We start from the raw sequence: 17,962 nt of genomic DNA, 5'->3' as shown, positions 1-17,962 counted from the left end.
CTATATGTACAACCCCGCCGCCATCGCCTCTGCTAGCGACCAAAAGCCCTCTCGTCGAGGTAAACATAAGATCTTTATCGGCATGGCACCCGGTGTCGGCAAGACGTACCGAATGCTGGAAGAAGGGCACGCCCTGAAGCAAGACGGTGTCGATGTGATGGTTGGGCTACTAGAAACTCACGGACGGGAGGAGACGGCTCTCAAGGCTGAAGGCTTAGACGTGATTTCACGTAAACGAGTGAATTGCCGGGGAGTCATACTGCAAGAAATGGATACAGAAGCCATTTTGAAACGGGCTCCTCAACTGGTACTGGTGGATGAACTAGCCCATACCAACGTGCCGGGTTCCCAGTGGGAAAAGCGCTATCAGGATGTCGCACAACTTTTAGAAGCTGGGATTGACGTTTACTCAACAGTTAACATCCAGCACTTAGAGAGCCTGAATGATTTGGTGCATCGCATTTCTGGAGTTGTCGTGCGGGAGCGCATCCCTGATCGCGTGATTGATGATGCAGATGAAATTGTCGTGGTCGATGTCACGCCAGAGATGCTGCAAGAACGGCTACAAGAGGGCAAAATCTACGCGCCTGAAAAGATTGACCAGGCTCTGCACAACTTTTTTCGCCGCAGTAACTTAATTGCTCTGAGAGAATTAGCGCTGCGCGAAATTGCCGACAATATTGAGGAAGGATCGGTTGCTGCGGATCAACATCTCCACTGCAACATTCAAGAGCGGGTTTTGGTGTGTATTTCGACCTATCCAGACTCTATTCAGCTCCTGCGGCGGGGAGCCCGGATTGCTAATCATATGAATGGACGACTGTTTGTTCTATTTGTGGCTTCTAAGGGCAAGTTTTTGTCAAAGCCAGAAGCCTTGCACATTGAAACCTGTGAACGGCTATGCCGAGAGTTTGAAGGCGAATTTATTCGGGTCGAAGCGCTCGATATTGTGTCAGCGATCGTTGAAGTTGCGACCCAAGAGCGGGTCACTCAGATTGTTTTGGGTGAGACCCGTCGCTCCCGCTGGCAGTTGTTGATTAAGGGATCAATCGTACAGCGGCTGATGCGATCGCTCCCGTTTGTTGATCTACACATCATTGCGAATACTTAGCTAGTGCTTTGTCAAGTGTGTTTTGAGGGGTAGAAGAATTTTGAAAATATTGCGGAGCAATATTTTCAAAATTCTTCTACCCCTCATCTTTACTTTGACAGACTACTAGTTGATAGGTATCAACTTTGCGCCATGCCGCTGCTGAACTAGGGAAGGTCTTCTTCACTCACAAAATTTGCTAAGCTCTCCCCCTAGGTTATGGACTGTTTGGCGATTGCCGTGCCGTCCTTTTGCTAGGAACGAATCACACTCCCTCCTACCCTCAACTTCCTGCCCCAAACCCAATTTTTTATGAGAAACATACGCGGCAGCTTTGACAAACCATAAACTGATACTGTGGCTAATGAGAACCCGCGACTTCGCCCATGACTCATCTTTATCGGCTTGACCAGATTCAGCCATCTGACCACTATTCTGTGGGTGATAAGGCATTCTATCTTGCCGATTTACAGCATCGGGGATACGCAGTTGTGCCTGGTTATGTAGTTCCCGCTCCGGTATTCCAGTCGTTTTTGAAGTCTATTCAGTGGCTCGAGCCGCTGTTCGCTGACTTACCCAACTCGACGCTGCATTTAGATGTCAACGATGCTCAGCAGCTCAAGTCAATTGCCCAGCAGATTCGGCAGGCGATTTTGAATACGCCACTGCCTGGGGTTGCTATCGAATGCCTACAGCAGATCGTTGAAGAGATATCCTCTTCTGCGGCCATCCTGCGACCTTCGTTAACCCTGCGCACAGGAATTGATCCACAGTTAGGTGGTCGGATTCGCGGTTTACTGGAGACTCAATGCTGCCGGACAACAGTGGCGGAGCTAACGAATCACCTGCGCCGACTCTGGGCAGAACTGTTTCGGGCCAAGAGCCTGGTGTACTGGCAGCGATCGCAGATTTCTCTGGAGCAAATTAACGTTGCGGTACTGGTGCAGCCCTTGGCCGACGTTGCGATCGCAGGCAATCTTCGGCTGAGTACGGACATGACCTACACCGCGTATATTGAAGCCGTACAGGGTCAGGGAATAGCTTTAACGCGCGGGGAAGCAACGCCGGAACAGTGGTGGATTACGCTACAACCGGGACAAATTGATCGGCATTTACCAGGACAGCAGTTCCTCGAATATCGCTTACGGGCAACTGCTCGTGAAAACAACTCCGATGAGGAGGAACCTGATGCAGACTCATTTGACCAACTGGGTTTAGCCACTCAGACCCGTGCCACCCCCTATCAGGTTGAAATTGTTGATGATCCAACCTTGATTAACCTGTTTTCATCCACTGAAACGTTGCACCAACTGATCGAAATTGCCCATTCAGCGGGAATTGCTCTAGGAACGACGCTGGATTTGGAGTGGATATACGGCACACTGGAGCCACCGAATCATCAGTCGCATCATCCAGCAGCTCAATTGCTGATTACACAAGTTAATCCCAAAACCCATCGCTACGATCCGGATTTTTTGTTGCCTCAAGTTGTGCGGTGGCGCGATCGCACTTTGCCCCACGGTACTGATCGCACATCAGAACTCGCAGCAGCAGATTTACCCGCAAACCCAATGTTATCTGCTGGGCAACCGACGCGGATTAACCGAGCCGATGTGCCAGAGTCCGTTTTAGCCGCTCTTGAGGCAGCAGATCACGCCGATCAAGCGCAGCGAGACTTACTCCTGATTAGCGGTCTGGCGGCTTCGACGGGTCGGGCTAGCGGTACTGCGCAGGTGATAACCGATCCTTACGCGGAACCACGGGCTTTGTCCGCAGGGACAATTTTGGTGACTACCGAGGTGACACCCGCTTGGTTGCCGTGGCTGAAGCAGGTGGTTGGTATTGTCTCAGAACAGGGTGGTATGACCTGTCACGGGGCAATTATTGCGCGCGAGTTAGGCATTCCTGCCGTCGTCGGTGCTGCCGGTGTAACCCAGCAAATCCGCGATCGCGATCGCATTTATATCGATGGTGATTTAGGCCATGTCTACAGCGAACAGCACCGCGAGTCGCACCTATACTTCGAGCAGCCCCCATCTCAAACCGACCAAACTGCTCACCAACCAAATATGCCACGCCCAGCGGCATCCCCTCAACCTGAACGATCTTCTCACTTACTGACCTCGCTGCAACCTTCACTAGAGGCATGGAAGCAGGTTCCCGCCACGCCTAAGCTAGAATTCCAGCGGATTCCCACGGCCACTGAGCTGTGGGTAAATGCCAGTCAGCTTCAGTCGGTGCCAAAACTGCGATCGCTGCCGCTGGACGGTGTTGGTTTACTGCGATCTGAACTTATGCTGCTGGAAGCGTTTGAGGGAGAGCATCCCAGCGCTTGGCTGTCTCGTCATTCAGCCGCCGCCTTTGTAGAGCGATTGACGGAGCATATTCTCCCCTTTGCCCAAGTCATGTCGCCGCGCCCCGTTTCTTATCGGTCGCTCGACTGGCGCTCCTACGAAATGGGCCAAACGCAACCATCGGTCATGGGCAAAAATCCAGTCCTGGGCATTCGCGGCACGTTTAGCTATCAGCTCGATCCCACGCTGTTTGATTTAGAACTAGCTGCGATCGCACAGGTACAGAAAAGTGGCTATGACAATCTGCGGCTGATTTTGCCTTTTGTCCGATCGGTTCAAGAAGTGCAGTTCTGTCAAAAGCGGATTGCTCAGGCTGGGATTGACACGCCTAACTTCCAGCTCTGGATGATGGCAGAGGTGCCATCGGTACTCTTTCTCCTGCCTAGCTACATTCAAGCGGGCATCCAGGGCATTTCCATTGGTACTAATGATTTAACTCAGCTCCTGCTGGGCATCGATCGCGATCACGCTCAACTTGCAGCAGCCTATGATGAACGTCACCCAGCGGTCGTTGCAGCAATTGAACAGCTAGTTAAAACGGCTCGTCAGCACGGCATTCCCTGCTCGATCTGCGGTCAAGCGCCAGTCCGTGCCCCCAAGCTGATTAAGTCTCTGATCCGCTGGGGCATAACATCGATTTCGGTTGAACTGGATGCGGTAGAGCCTACCTATTGGGAAATTGTGCGCAGCGAGAAGCGGCTACTGCTAGAACAGCTAGAGTAGCTTCTTTCTCATCTTGCACCTTGCACTTTGAGAACCCGAAGAGGCGATTTTGGTGCCGAGATGCGGCGGCAAAACCACCCTTCTGAGTTTTGGTGCAAAATGTGAGTTTTCCTAAAACGCACGTTTCTGCTTGTTTTCCCAGCGCCAAGCGCCCAGAACTAGGCGGATTTCATCGTAACTATACTCATCTCCTAGCTCATCCTTAAGCAGCTTGAGTCGCTCTGATTGGGTCTTCTCAATCAACTGCCAAATCACCGTTTGCCGCTCAGGAGTCACTAGGCCGTCGATATATACGGGCTGACCCGATTCAATCAAACAGGCTAAATGGTCATACACCGTGCGCGCTTTAACATTGCGACGAGCCGCAATCTCCTCTGGAGATAGTCCATCTTGATGCAGCTTCAGCGTTTGCAGGTGGGTGCTCGATAGGTAGGCTTCTGTGGGTAGAACTTCCGCAGTGGGCATTGACTCAACGGTAGCCGTGTCTGCCTGAGTCGGTAAACCATGTTCTTCACAGAACGCTCGAATCTCTTCTGTAAACAACTGACCGTACTGCTCCAGCTTGCGGCTGCCGACGCCGGAGATTTGTGAAAAAGCTGTTAGGGTTTGGGGACGACGCTGTGCCATTAGCCGGAGACTGGACTCAGCAAATACGACATAGGGCGGTACCGACTGCTGATCGGCTAGCCGCTTACGCAATGCCCGCAAGCGTCTGAGCAGCATGTCTGCTTCAGGAGTCATGCCCCGTTCTTCCTCAATTACCGGAGGCGGTTCGTTAATCTCTGGCGGCACAGCCACATGTACTTTGCGCTGTCCCCGCATGACTTCCCAACTGAGGGCGTTGAGTTTCAAAACCGGAAAACCATCGCTGGTTTCGTCCACCAGTTGCTGCTGTAAGAGAGAACGTCCCAGCAGTCGCCAGGCGTCTAAACTGCGGTCTTTGCCAATGCCGTAGGTAGAAAGCTGATCGTGCTTGTACTGCTTAATCCGCTGCTTACGCGAACCGCGCAGGACATCAATGATGTGGCTCATACCGAAGCGTTCACGACAGCGGGCCACGCAGGAGAGAAACTTTTGGGCTTCAATTGTCCAGTCTTCAACGGGCTGGGGATGGAGGCAGTTATCGCACTGGCCGCAGTCGCCCGGAAAACTCTCGCTGAAGTAGCTGAGCTGAATTGTGCGGCGACATACTGTACTCTCGGCGTAGTCAATCACCTGCCGCAACTGCTGGCGCGCGATCCGCTGCTCATGCTCTAGCGGCTCCCCAGTGTGGGGATGGACTTTCTGATTAATAATCCAGTCAATGCGCTTGATGTCAGCGGGGCTATACATGAGCGTGCAGTGGGCGGGTTCGCCATCACGCCCTGCACGGCCCGATTCCTGGTAATAGCTTTCAATATTGCGAGGGAGATCGTAGTGAATCACAAACCGCACGTCGGGCTTGTTAATCCCCATGCCGAAGGCAATGGTGGCGACCATTACCCGCACGTCATCGCGTAAAAAGCGGGTTTGGTTAGTCCGTCGCGCCTTGTCGCTGAGGCCAGCATGGTAGGGCAGAGCCGCGATGCCGTCCTGCTGAAGCCGATCCGCTGTTTCATCGACTCGTCGCCGACTGAGGCAGTAAACAATGCCCGAACCTTCAGTGTTTTGAATCTGGCGCAGCAGGTCTGCGTATGACTGCCGCGCTTTGGGACGCACTTCATAATACAGATTTGTGCGGTTAAAGCTGGCAATGTGAACGAGGGGTTGCCGCAGCCGGAGCTGTTGGAGAATGTCCTGACGTACGCGCTCGGTCGCCGTTGCGGTCAGCGCCATCACGGGTACCGAGGAATAGCGCTGGCGGATCATGCTGAGCTGACGATACTCAGGCCGAAAGTCATGTCCCCATTCGGAGACACAGTGAGCTTCATCAATCGCAAATCCCGCAATGCCGCGTTCGGCAGCGATTTCATCCAGCAGTGGCAAGAAGGCATCGCTGAGTAACCGTTCCGGTGCCACATATAGGAGTTTAATTGCTCCGCTTTCGATTTGGGCAATCCGCGATCGCGCTTCGGCAAAGCCAATCGAGCTGTTAAGAAATGTTGCGCCAATGCCATTGTCTTGGAGAGCTTCCACCTGATCCTGCATCAGGGCAATCAGGGGCGACACCACAATCGTCAAACCGGACTGCAACAGGGCAGGTAGCTGGAAGCAGAGCGATTTACCGCCGCCCGTCGGCATCACCACCATGACATCCTGATGGTTTAGGCAGGCTTCAATTATCTGTTGCTGACCGGGACGAAACTGGTCGTAGCCAAAAAATTGTTTCAGCGATCGTTGAAGATCAAGCGCTTCGGTCTGAATCACAAATCCCTATCGTGAATGCTCGGCGAAGCTATTGTAGCTTTACTCTCTCTGCTTGCAACGGATGCTGGAAGATTGCTTAAGAATCGTGTTTAACCCAGTATCCATCTAAATAACCGCAGGGGCGGGTTTAGCCGTTAGTTATGAGTCCTAGTAAAAACTGATCAGCAAAACCCACCCCTACAAGTAGACATAATTTAATTTTGGGTCGTGAAACTCATTATTTTTTGAGGGCTACCGAATCTTTAGCTGGCTAGCCAGCCCGTGAGCCGCTGCCAAACTGAGCGGTGCGGCGTGGGTCGCTGTTCCAAGGCGCGACGATAGCTAGCGTAGGCATCGGAGTAACGGTTTAAACGGTGCAGGGCTACGCCTCGAAACAGCCAGGCTTCCCGATGGTCAGGTGCGATCGCAAGTGCATGTTCGCAGCTAGCTAAAGCCGCCTTGACCCGATCTAAATGCAGCAGCGTCACACCCTGAAAAACCCAGATTTTGGGTTCCTCTGGACAATAGGCTAAGGCTCGTTGGAAGCTGTCGAGCGCTTCTGGATACCGTTCTAAATTCGATAGCGCATCGCCATGTTGGTACCACAATTCCCCATTCTCAGGTTGAATTTGTAGAGCTTGGCTAAACCTATCAGCAGCTTTTGCATATTGCTGCCGCATGAGCTGCTCTAATCCATCTTGGTACAGTGCTTGAAAACTTCGATTGGGTATTTGATTGGGTAGATGAGAAACAGACAAAGATGAGTAAGAAGTCATAGATGTTGTGTGCAACGGCACGCTCTAGTTCAGTCAAACTAGCTCAGTCAAACACGAATCAATTACGAATGATGTTGTGATCAGTCTTAATACAATGGCCACAAACCAAACGGGGCCACAAGCCAGACGGGTTCACAACGTAACCATCCTAATTTCATAGATACACCCCAAAAGTAAAAAACTGGCTGAGGCATTCCTTCATTTTGCCAATACCAGAACAATTCCCCACATGTCCGCCTCGGTTTGATACGCTTCGCAACATTTTGCAGCAATCCTAAGCAGTCGCTCAACTTCAGAATAGCTGGCTAATGTTAAGCAAAGTAACAATAATGCCGTCAAAACGTTTTACCATCTTGACAGCCCACTAGTGCAGCCGATATTGTATGCTCAATACCCGGGTACACATCAATGAGCTGTGATATGCAAGACAAGCAGAAGGTTACGCTATATCTCCCACCAGAACTACATCGTCAGCTGAAAATCCGTTCAGCTGTTGATGCAGAACCGATGTCTGAAATCGCTCAGCGTGCGATCGTTTTTTATCTGACGCATGGAGATGTAGTCGATGAGTTTGAATGCTCTACCCACGGCAAGAGTCATCAGGTCTACAACTGTCCTGATTGCGCCAGTGCAATGGTGCTGAGGGAAGGAAAGATGGCGTCTTTGTCAAGTCAGCCCGGCGTATTGTCAGACGAGGAGTTGTCAGTGGGTGCTACCTCTGGCGTTCACTCTCAATCCGATCGCCCTGATCATCAGGGAGAAGAGCTTGTTCCATGTGGATGAAGTTTTAGTTGTCGGGCAGTGGTCTAGCTGATAGCCGCAATTTTGGTTGGCGGCTAAGGCCTCAAGTTCGGTCAAAATGGCAGATTTGCAACATTTCTCCGAGGGTTATTGGTCATGCAAGAGGAGCTGAGCATCCTAATACAAGCTCAATATCCGCTGATCTACTTGGTTACATCCGAGGAGGAGCGTGCTGAGCAAGCCATTTCGCTGATTGCCCAAGCAAAGCCTCAACAGCGTATATTTGTTTGGACGGTAACGCACGGTGTTGTGGAATATGGACAGCCCCGTAGCGTCACCCAGCACAACACGGTTTCACCAGAAGCCGCCATTGAGTGGGTAGTCCGTCAACGAGATCCGGGCATCTTCATTTTCAAGGATTTGCACCCATTTCTCGATTCACCAGCTGTTACACGTTGGTTGAGAGATGCGATCGCAAGTTTTAAGGCATCAAATAAAACTATTATCTTGATGTCACCTGTCCAGCAAATTCCCATCGAGCTGGAGAAAGAAGTCGTTATGCTCGACTTCCCTCTGCCTGATATGGCTGAGCTAAACCAGGTGCTTTCTCAACAGCTAGAGCGCTCTCGCTCCAAGCGTATTAGCACTGAAGTGCGGGAAAAGCTGCTCAAAGCAGCACTCGGCTTAACGCGGGATGAGGCTGAAAAGGTTTACCGGAAAGCCCATGTTACCGCTGGACGATTGACTGAATCGGAAGTTGACATTGTCCTATCTGAGAAGCAGCAGCTGATTCGCCGCAACGGCATCCTAGAGTACATCGAAGAGGATGAAACCATCGATTCTGTTGGTGGTTTGGAAGAGCTAAAGCACTGGCTGAAGCAGCGCTCTGACGCCTTCACCGAGCGGGCCAGAGAATACGGCCTGCCACAGCCCAAGGGAATGCTGATTTTGGGTGTACCCGGATGTGGTAAGTCGCTGATTGCTAAGACAACAGCCCGTCTTTGGGGACTGCCGCTACTGCGACTGGATATGGGTCGGGTTTATGATGGCTCGATGGTGGGTCGCTCAGAGGCTAATCTACGCAACGCCTTGAAGACAGCCGAATCGATTTCTCCCGGTATTCTCTTCATTGATGAAATTGACAAAGCCTTTGCTGGTAGTACCGGATCGGCTGATTCCGATGGTGGTACCTCTAGCCGGATTTTTGGCTCGTTCCTGACCTGGATGCAGGAGAAAAAGTCACCTGTTTTCGTGATGGCGACCGCGAACCGAGTGGAGCGGTTACCGGGTGAATTTCTTCGCAAAGGCCGATTCGACGAAATCTTCTTCGTCGATCTGCCGAATGAGCAGGAACGCACCGACATTTTTCAAATTCATCTTAGTAAGCGCCGTCGCGACAGCAACCGTTTCGACCTGCCCCAGTTGGCCAAGGTTTCTGAAGGGTTCTCTGGCGCTGAGATTGAGCAGGCGATTATCGCCGCTATGTATGAAGCTTTTGCCCAAGATCGAGAGTTCAGCCAGCTTGACATCATCGCTGCGATTAAGTCAACGCTGCCCCTCTCGAAGACCATGAATGAGCAGGTAACTGCTCTCCGGGATTGGGCTAGGCAGCGGGCACGTCCTGCCGCCTCCTCCGTGGCTGAATATCAGCGCATGGAGTTCTAACAGGCTTTCTCTCCTGCTCCCACAGGAGGAAAGGCTAGCACTTGCTAGCAGCAATTGGGACTCATCTCCCGATATCTAACCGTTGTTTCTCTCAAGTTTCCCTACAGGAGGAAATCCGAAATGTCTCATTTTAGTACTCTACGCACCAAGATCACCGAAGCTGAAATCCTCAAGTCGTCCCTGCGCGATCTGGGCATTTCCGTTAAGACTGAAGCTGATGTGCGTGGCTACAACGGTCAGCGTGTACGGGCTGACATTGTTGCAGTTCTAGAAGGTGAGTATGACCTCGGCTGGTCTCGCAATGCTGATGGTTCCTTTGATCTGATTGCTGATCTCTGGGGCGTTGCAAAGAAGCACAATCAGACTGAACTCATCAACTCCATCAACCAAAAGTACGCCGTTAACAAGACGTTGGCTGAGGTTAAGCGCCCCGGTTTGCAAAATGCAAACGTCAAGCTGGTACTGCAAAAGTAGGATCTCCCAGCGTTCCCAAGTTTGTGGGCCAGCCATTCTAGGGCTGGCCCATTTCTTTTAGTAGGGTAGATTGATAGGGGAGGCACGCGACGCATGCCTCCCCTATCAATCTTTAGTTCGCGTTTGAACGTGCTGGCGCTGGTGTCACCTGAATTTATACGACTTGAATCTCAAATCCGGCAGTTGATGATAGATTGCGGATCTCAGGCTAGAAAGCAGTCTAAGCGGGAATTTGATGTCTTTACTAAAGGCGCAGGCGATTATGTCACAACGGTGGATCGGCTGCTGGATCAGAAGCTAGCGCAGGGATTAGCGCTCTTATTCCCAAACGACGGTATCGTGACCGAGGAGAATGCTCTGTCACGTCAAATCTTCCGAGACGGTGCGCATCGGCTGTGGGCAGTTGATCCGATCGATGGTACAGCGGATTTTATTGAACAGCGATCGCACTATGCGGTGATGGCAGGATTGCTGGATGGCTACCTGCCAATTGCGGGCTGGGTCTATGCACCTGCGCTAGAGCAGTTTTACTGCGGGGGAACCGACTGGGGCATCTTTCAAGCTGGCCGAGCCGACTTACAGCTTCAACCGTTGCGTTCTACTCCTCCATCCCCACCGGATCAAGACTGCACAATTGTGATCGGCTACCGAGACCGACAGCAGTTTGGAGCTGCGATCGCAGATCAGATTCCTAACGTGCAGTTTTCCACCATCGGCAGCTTCGGCCTCAAGGTGATGGAGGTGGTGCAGGGGCGAGCAGGGCTGTACGTGTATCTCAGTCAGAAAGTAAAGATTTGGGATACCGTTGCGCCCCTGGCGATCGCGCAGGCAGCGGGGCTGATTTGCTGTGACCTAGTGGGAAATGCGATCGCATTTGATCCCAGCTGTATTGATTTAGATTCACTGACCCATCAACAGCCGATCCTGGTTGGCTGGCCAGACTATATCTATCGCTTTCGGTTTCGATTACAGCAGGCAGTCATCGCTAGCCTGCGAGCCGATAAATGAATAGATAGTCATCTAGCTCAATAAAATTGGCCAGCCAAGCGTTACAATGCCCATACGCTTGAAAGTTTTGCTAGCATTTCTGGGTAACATAGGCGAGAGAGGACGCACTAATCCGTTCCTTGATAGCTATACCATTGGTCAGATTGCTTCCAGTATTGAATATCGTTCAACTGCTACTTTCACAAGCAATCCGGCTTACCATTACCGCAGGCTGTGCGGCAATGGTTGTAGAAATCGTTTATTTTATCCGCCTGTTTATTGCTTTTCTTAAAGGTCTTCCATGCAGACTGAAGCGTTCAGTGAGCTATTTCCGCTCTTCAATGCCGCAAATCCAGAGACTCTAGATTGGCTACTTTCCATTGCCACCGAGCATGAGTATCCAGCCAATCGAGCGGTGCTGATGGAAGATGCTTGGGGTAATGCCGTATATTTTATTGAATCCGGCTGGGTTAAAGTCCGGCGGCATAGTGGGGACGAGGTCTTGACGCTGGCAATTTTAGGGCGAGGCGACTTTTTTGGCGAAATGGCCATTTTGGACGAGTCCCCCGATCAACCGATGTGATCGCCTTGTCTGCTGTGCGTTTGCTCAGTGTTTCCGCTCAACGCTTTATTCAAACCCTCTTCAAAGACTCCCAACTGCACCATCGGATGCTGCAACTGATGGTGCGTCGTTTACGCCAAACCAATATTCGCTTCCAATTGCGCCATCAACCGCCCGCCGTTAAGCTCGCTAACACACTAGTAGCTTTGGGTGAAAGCTTTGGCCAATCAACGGGTACCGGCATTGATATCTTTAATATTCCTTATCAAGACTTGGCTGATATCAGCGATATCAAGGTTGAGGAAGCAGCCAAAATTATGGAAAAGCTGGATAGCAAGGGCTGGATTTCACTCAATGAAGAGACTCAAATCTTATCACTGCTCCATATGAAGCAGCTTACGCATTTAGCTGGCTATGTCTAACTTCAGTTGAGGCTGAGTAGCCCACTGAGTTAGCGCTCAAATGCTCAGAGCTTCGGATAATTGATCCGACTGAATCTATAAAGATTGAAAACTTCGGTGGAAGATAGGAGATCCCCGTGCTAAAAGGTTGGTATTAACTTGAGAATAAACTCTCTTAATCCTGCTGGCTTGAGGATATTTTTATGACGCTCCAAACACCTCCACCCCCTCCAATTTCTCCCCGCCAGATGAATTTGTTGCGAATTGTTTCATCTATGGCATGGTCGGATGGGCATCTCGCTGAAGAAGAAGTTGATTTGATGCTGGATCGCTTCAGCCGTTTATTTGCAAAAGATACCAATCAGCAGCAAAAGCTTTACCAAGATCTGCAAGACTATGTAACTCAAAATATTCCACTAGAGGAATTAACGCCTAAGCTGACAAGTGAGGCTGAGAAAGAATTGGTTTTGCGTTTAGGATACGAAGTTATTGGCTCTAGCGCTCGAACTCCTGAGGAAGACAAGATCAACGAAGAAGAAGCGGCTGCTTACCAACGGTTGGTGAAGCTGTTGGGATTGCCGTCAGAAACAGTAGAGCGAGTTGAAACTGAGGCCAAGGCTGAATTGGCAGGGAACGATAATATTATTGAGATTTTAGCTCAGCAAATTAAATCGTTCATTGATCACTCTTAAGCAAATCCATATTGGCGTGTGGTGTTGCTTAATCTAGGCATAAATGAGGTCAGGACAGATGGTTTTTGAGAAGCTGCGCGAAGCGCAGCTTCTCAAAAACTATCTGTCTGGTTCTAAGCGCGCGTAGCGCTATGTTTCGCAAACTGAGAACTCAAAGCGGCGATTTTGCTAGCGCATCACGGTGGCAAAGTCGCCGCTTTGGGTTTGGAGTGCAAAATGTGAATAAGAACCTATCCGAATATCTCGCTTTGGTCGCGACACACTAGGGGTTTGAGAGGGTTTCCGGATAGGCTCTAAACAGGTATCAGCTTGATTGAAAATAGAGGGCACTATTTCGACTCCCTCCTGTTTTTCTATTCTGGCTTTTGGAATTTTCAGAATTAGATTTCTCTATCTTCACTCCCAAAATATTACTAAAAAGCAGATGTTGATTTCTAGGGATTTATCAACATTGTTTTGGTGGGTTTTGATGGTTGACGTGCCGCGCAAAGCGCGGCACGTCAACCATCAAAACTGATTTGACAATAATTTAATAGAAAGATGTTCTAAGGACTTACGCCTTACGCAAACAAAAGCTAATAAAATCAATTTTTACTTTTAGGCAGGGGTATTATTCTGCATAAGCTCCTCTGCCTTAGAGATAGAGGGCTGTAGTTTAGAGCGATTAACGTTCATCTTTGTTGGATAAGCTCCACCCAATCTATGATGAAACCTTCTATCCAGCCTGCATTGTCTTTACTCTCAATTGGTGCCGTGAGTGGCGTTATAAGTGCGATCTCAACTGCTGCACCTCCAGTACTTGCCCAAGTGGATGCCGTATTTGATGGCACAATGGGACCAGCCGGAAGATTAAACGGTGGCGTGGTTCTGCCTAGCCAAGGCACCACAAACGGCACGAACCTCTTCCATAGTTTTTCCCGGTTCAATGTGTTCAACGGTGCCACAGTGACATTTAACAGCGGTGGCGCGAACAACATTGTGACACGGGTGACAGGGAATACATCTTCCATTATTGATGGTACGCTCAGCGCCGACGCCAATTTCTTCTTTATCAATCCCTCCGGCATCATTTTCCAAGACGAAGCGCAACTTGATATCAATGGTTCATTTGTGGCCACGACTACTGATGGGGTATACGGCGGTAATCGAGTTAATCAACAATTTAATGCCCGCACAGGTAATCTACTCACCTTCAATGGTGATCCCAGCGGTTTTTTGGCGTCTCAAGCAACACCCGGTGATATTCAAGTCAATGGCAGTTCGCTGAGCGTTAATCCGGGCGAGAATCTGATGCTGTTAGGCGGAAACGTTACGCTGAATAGTGCAACATTAACGGCTCCAGGTGGATTTATTGAAATTGGTAGTTCTGCGGGCAACACTCCAATTTCATTAGCTCCAAATGCATCTTTTGATAATGCCTTTACCTTTGGCTTTGAAGATAACACTAATCGCTTAAATGTTTCAGTTGGCAATAATTCTCTGCTTAATGTTGCCATTACCAATGATGCAGTTGCTACCGGTATAACTAGCGGCGGTAGCCTCAGAATTACGGCAGAGAATATTACCGTTAATCCTAGTTCCACCCAAGTTTGTGTTGAGTAGAATTGAGGCAGAGAGTTCAGCAGGCCAAAGCCGATGGCTCAGCAACGACGCAAGCGTGGCACAGCAGGCGATAAAACGATTTGTCTGCCCATTGCAGACGACCTTGACTACGAGGTCTTAGTAGAAGACCGGGAAGCCTTTCGCCAGTATCTCAACGAGCAGATCGCATCCCACCCGGAACTGTTTCCCGACGGGATTGAGGCAGGCTATCGCTTTCACGGATGGGTCGAGTCCTCTCGTCAACAGCTCAAGACCCGGCGGATTTTGCTGCCGAGTACCGGAGAGGCTTATCAACTGCGTCCCGATTTGGTGATGCCGTACATGAGCGAGACGGCGGAGATGGCCGACAAAGCGCTCTATTTAAGAAAGCATGGCCTGTCGTATGAGGGGATTGCCTATGTGCTGGGCCGTTCTGAGATGCACTGGTATCGGCTCTGTCAGTCGTTCGGTCGAGCCTCGATTGTGGGCAGTACCCTCAAAAGGGAAACGGCGCTCCCCCCCATCTAGTTGCCGATGAGAAGCATTGTGATTGGCACGGGCAGCGAGTCTATCTGGCAGTGACAGCGGCGCAAGGGTGCGTCCTGGGAGCCAGTCTCAGTGCCAATGCGGGTCAGGATGGATTAACCGCAGCCTATGGGGTATTCCAGCAGGAAGCTGCCCATCATGTTCCCGACTATGCGCCCGAGACGGTGACGACTGATGGTTGGGAGGCCACCCGAGCCGCTTGGGAGGAGCTATTCCCTGGCCTGGTCTGGATTCTGTGCTTCCTGCATGAGGTGATTAAAATTCGCGATGGGTGCCGCTCTAAACCAGTCCTGGGTCAGCAACTAGCCGACAAGCTTTGGCATCTGTATCGGGGCCAGAGCAAACGTCACTTTGCTCAACGGTTGCGTCGGTTGCTGGAGTGGGTGAACACCCACGCGTTGCCCCAGGCCATTGACGCTCGCTTGCGACGCCTCAACGACAAATCTCACGTCTTCCAACGCGCCTTTGACTTCCCTGACGCCTATCGCACCAGCAATCAGGTTGACCGTCCGATGAACTATCTTGACCGCATCTTGTATGCCATGCAAGATTTTCATGGATTCTGGGACTCGGCGGAACAGTCGGTGCGCTCGATGGCCTTACTCTGGAACTTCCATCCCTTTTGTCGCAAGACTCGCAAAGCAATGGGCGGGTGCTTATGCCCCTTTGAGCAACTCAACGGCTTCCGCTATCACGACAACTGGGTTCGCAATTGGCTGATTGCCTCATCGTTGAATGGCAGAAGACCATTGCTCAGGAACGCTGACACAAAATAAGTTGGAACTAGCGTTAATCGTAGTACGATTTGCGGAGGAATTGGAACAACGGCTGATGGGGCATGCGGTGTTCCTGAAGCCGTCAATGCGAATGAAGCTGGTAATTTAGTGCTAGCTGCAACAGGAACGGTCGCTATTAGTGGAGAAAGCTTAATTACGAATCGAATTGCCGAGAACTCTTCTGGAACGAGCGAAACCATACTTGAAGCGATAGAAGATCCGGTCAGCGCAAGGTTTTTTGGTTCAATTGTAATTGGTGGTGATTCGATTCAAATTAGTAACAGCACTACCAGCACAAGCACGTTTGGGAATGGAAATGCCGGAGCTATATTTTTGCTAGCTGATGGGAATATTCAAGTTGACAATAGTGGAATTTTTAGCCAAGTTGTTGCTGGCGCGCAGGGCAATTCTGGAATTATCTTAGCGATTTCAGATTCTGCTACATTTAATCGCTCTAGTATTATTTCAAGTACCGCAGGCAGCAATAGTGGCAGTGCGGCGGGTGGAATTGGTATTCAAACGACTGGAGCCCTGACCTTTTCGGATGACAGTTTGATTTTTAGCAATATTGAATCTGGCGCTGCAAATGGTATTGGTGGAGCTGTTGTGATTGAAGCAGGATCACTCAAGCTGTTGAGTGGTAGCCAAGTCCAAACGCTGGTGCGCGAGGCGGCAGACGGTCTGCCAGCTGCACGTGGCAATGCAGGTAGGATTGAAATTAATGTCGAGGGAGCAACGGCTATTTCCGGAAATAGCCGTGTGAATGGCTTGCCTAGCGGCATTTTCAGCATTGTAGGAGAAGGCGCAGAGGGGAATGGCGGAGTAATCGAGCTTAGTTCTGGTTCCCTTGCAATTAGTGGTGGACGAATTGGGACGGATATTTTTGGTATTGGCAATGCGGGTGTCGTTCTGATCGCAGTAGATGGAACGACAGAGCTAAAAAATGGTGGCATTATCAGTAGCGTAGTTGGCTCTGGTGGAGTTACAAGTGCGCCGACCGGAAGTAGCTTTTCAGGGGATGAGATTGGCGTTGTTGAAGAAGCAGGAATTGAAGAAGCAATTGGTGCGATTTTCATCAGCACTGGGGCTCTTTCTTTGAGTAATGAATCGGCAATTAGTACAAGTACCTTTGGTCAAGGAGATGCTGGTGGCATTTTGATCTTCTCTGAAGGAACTGTTTTCTTAACTTCGGGAAGTGCGATCGCAAGTGCTGTGGATCAAGGGCTACAGCAGTCCAGCGGTATTATTTTAATCATTGCGAATGATATCGGCGTTGTCGGCGGCTCTATCATCAGTGTCGAAAATCAAGGACTGGGTGAAGCTGGAAACTTGTTCTTGCTTGCCAATGAACTACTGGTTGTAGAGACGGCTGATAGCATTAATTCACTTTTTCCGAGCCAACTATCGGCGACGACTGAAGACGGTTCTCAAGCTAACATCAGCATTTTTGCACCGCTGCTCGTCCTAGCAGGTGGTAGCGAAATCACGACGGATGCAGGCGTCGGCGATGGCGGTAATATTACAATCCTGTCATCGTTCGTTTATGGTACTCCCTTCGCGGATAACAACATTGTGGCACGGGCAATTCAAGGCCGTGGCGGTAACATTACCATCCAGGGAGCCCTAGGAATTGAATTTACGCTGTTGCGAGATATTGATGAGCGAATTCGAGATTTCGGAACCAGTAACGATATTACGGCAGCATCTGAGTTTGGGATTAATGGCAGCGTTACGCTGAATGCGCTGCAAATTGATCCGGTGCGGGAGTCAGAAGATTTGCCACAGGATGTCGTGGATGTATCGCGGCTAGTGGCACAGGGCTGTGCAGCAGGTAGTATTCCAGACGTGAGTAATATTGGGGAACTGTTTATCAGAGGGCGGGGCGGATTGCCGCAGAACCCGGAACAGGTGTTGGGTAGTGGTACAACCGCGACTGACTTGGTGACGCTAGATTCCGCCGTGGGAGCTTCATCAGATGCAGAAGATGCAGAAGATGCAGAACTAATTGCTGAACCGCCTGCCAGTGAATCAGCGGCAGATGCAGTCGTTGAAACTAATGACACAGACAACACCAATGCTGTGACCAGTGCGATCGCAATTCATCGCAATCCGGGGATGCAGGCGATCACAACGCCTGTGATTGAAGCCCAAGGTTTTCAGTTAGACAAAGATGGTACGGTTCAGCTAGTTTCCCAAGCAGCGGACACAATGCCTGCCCAGCCAGTCTTTAGAACGCTTACCTGTCGCGATATTAATTAAACCTACAACT

15 protein-coding genes are annotated in these 17,962 nt (G+C 50.5%); 13 read left to right on the top strand and 2 right to left on the bottom strand.

Translation table 11 applies throughout. The features are described 5' to 3' along the window. Positions 1-4: 4 nt before the first annotated feature. Positions 5-1,111, top strand: coding sequence for a universal stress protein (locus tag AC286M_RS27125; protein WP_488207349.1), 1,107 nt, complete (start codon positions 5-7; stop codon positions 1,109-1,111). A 365-nt stretch (positions 1,112-1,476) separates the two neighbouring features. Next, a complete protein-coding gene (locus AC286M_RS27120; protein WP_488207348.1) occupies positions 1,477-4,167 on the top strand; it encodes a putative PEP-binding protein in 2,691 nt (896 codons plus the stop codon). Positions 4,168-4,278: 111 nt separating this feature from the next. Here the strand turns inward: AC286M_RS27120 and recQ are convergent, their stop codons facing one another. Both recQ and AC286M_RS27110 read right to left on the bottom strand, forming a co-directional pair. Continuing rightward, positions 4,279-6,513 carry a DNA helicase RecQ gene (gene recQ / locus AC286M_RS27115; RefSeq protein WP_488207347.1) on the bottom strand — a complete coding sequence of 745 codons (2,235 nt, stop codon included), beginning with the start codon at positions 6,511-6,513 and terminating at the stop codon, positions 4,279-4,281. A 242-nt stretch (positions 6,514-6,755) separates the two neighbouring features. Next, positions 6,756-7,268, bottom strand: coding sequence for a tetratricopeptide repeat protein (locus tag AC286M_RS27110; RefSeq protein ID WP_488207346.1), 513 nt, complete (start codon positions 7,266-7,268; stop codon positions 6,756-6,758). A gap of 420 nt (positions 7,269-7,688) precedes the next feature. Between AC286M_RS27110 and AC286M_RS27105 the strand changes: the two genes are divergently transcribed. The 11 genes from AC286M_RS27105 (at position 7,689) to AC286M_RS27055 (ending at position 17,952) form a co-directional block, all read left to right on the top strand. Next, on the top strand, positions 7,689-8,051 hold the full coding sequence (locus AC286M_RS27105) for a slr0373 family blue light stress response protein (protein WP_488207345.1): 363 nt from the start codon (positions 7,689-7,691) through the stop codon (positions 8,049-8,051). A gap of 114 nt (positions 8,052-8,165) precedes the next feature. After that, positions 8,166-9,674 carry a stress-responsive protein Ycf46 gene (gene ycf46 / locus AC286M_RS27100; RefSeq protein ID WP_488207344.1) on the top strand — a complete coding sequence of 503 codons (1,509 nt, stop codon included), beginning with the start codon at positions 8,166-8,168 and terminating at the stop codon, positions 9,672-9,674. Between the two features lie 120 nt (positions 9,675-9,794). Further along, entirely contained in the window at positions 9,795-10,148 is a 354-nt protein-coding gene (locus AC286M_RS27095) for a DUF1257 domain-containing protein (protein WP_488207343.1), read from the top strand. A gap of 93 nt (positions 10,149-10,241) precedes the next feature. Further along, positions 10,242-11,156 carry a 3'(2'),5'-bisphosphate nucleotidase CysQ family protein gene (locus AC286M_RS27090; protein WP_488207342.1) on the top strand — a complete coding sequence of 305 codons (915 nt, stop codon included), beginning with the start codon at positions 10,242-10,244 and terminating at the stop codon, positions 11,154-11,156. Between the two features lie 280 nt (positions 11,157-11,436). Continuing rightward, positions 11,437-11,718 (top strand): cyclic nucleotide-binding domain-containing protein, encoded by a 282-nt coding sequence (locus AC286M_RS27085; RefSeq protein WP_488207341.1) that lies wholly within the window; start codon positions 11,437-11,439, stop codon positions 11,716-11,718. 5 nt (positions 11,719-11,723) lie between these two features. Beyond that, positions 11,724-12,119 (top strand): cyclic nucleotide-binding domain-containing protein, encoded by a 396-nt coding sequence (locus tag AC286M_RS27080; protein WP_488207340.1) that lies wholly within the window; start codon positions 11,724-11,726, stop codon positions 12,117-12,119. Positions 12,120-12,301: 182 nt separating this feature from the next. Continuing rightward, on the top strand, positions 12,302-12,790 hold the full coding sequence (locus AC286M_RS27075; protein ID WP_488207339.1) for a tellurite resistance TerB family protein: 489 nt from the start codon (positions 12,302-12,304) through the stop codon (positions 12,788-12,790). Between the two features lie 702 nt (positions 12,791-13,492). Further along, positions 13,493-14,392 carry a two-partner secretion domain-containing protein gene (locus tag AC286M_RS27070; RefSeq protein ID WP_488207338.1) on the top strand — a complete coding sequence of 300 codons (900 nt, stop codon included), beginning with the start codon at positions 13,493-13,495 and terminating at the stop codon, positions 14,390-14,392. A 33-nt stretch (positions 14,393-14,425) separates the two neighbouring features. Further along, the gene (locus AC286M_RS27065) at positions 14,426-14,899 is read left to right on the top strand and encodes a hypothetical protein (protein WP_488202633.1); all 474 of its coding nucleotides are present in this window, start codon (positions 14,426-14,428) and stop codon (positions 14,897-14,899) included. A 50-nt stretch (positions 14,900-14,949) separates the two neighbouring features. Further along, the gene (locus AC286M_RS27060) at positions 14,950-15,693 is read left to right on the top strand and encodes a hypothetical protein (RefSeq protein WP_488202632.1); all 744 of its coding nucleotides are present in this window, start codon (positions 14,950-14,952) and stop codon (positions 15,691-15,693) included. Between the two features lie 108 nt (positions 15,694-15,801). Further along, positions 15,802-17,952, top strand: a complete 2,151-nt coding sequence (locus AC286M_RS27055; protein WP_488207337.1) for an autotransporter outer membrane beta-barrel domain-containing protein — start codon at positions 15,802-15,804, stop codon at positions 17,950-17,952. Positions 17,953-17,962 lie beyond the last annotated feature (10 nt).

It is taken from the genome of Thainema salinarum CENA647, from assembly GCF_057732415.1.
Note: the sequence above shows the minus strand (reverse complement) of the source record. Positions and strands in the feature narration are given on the sequence as shown.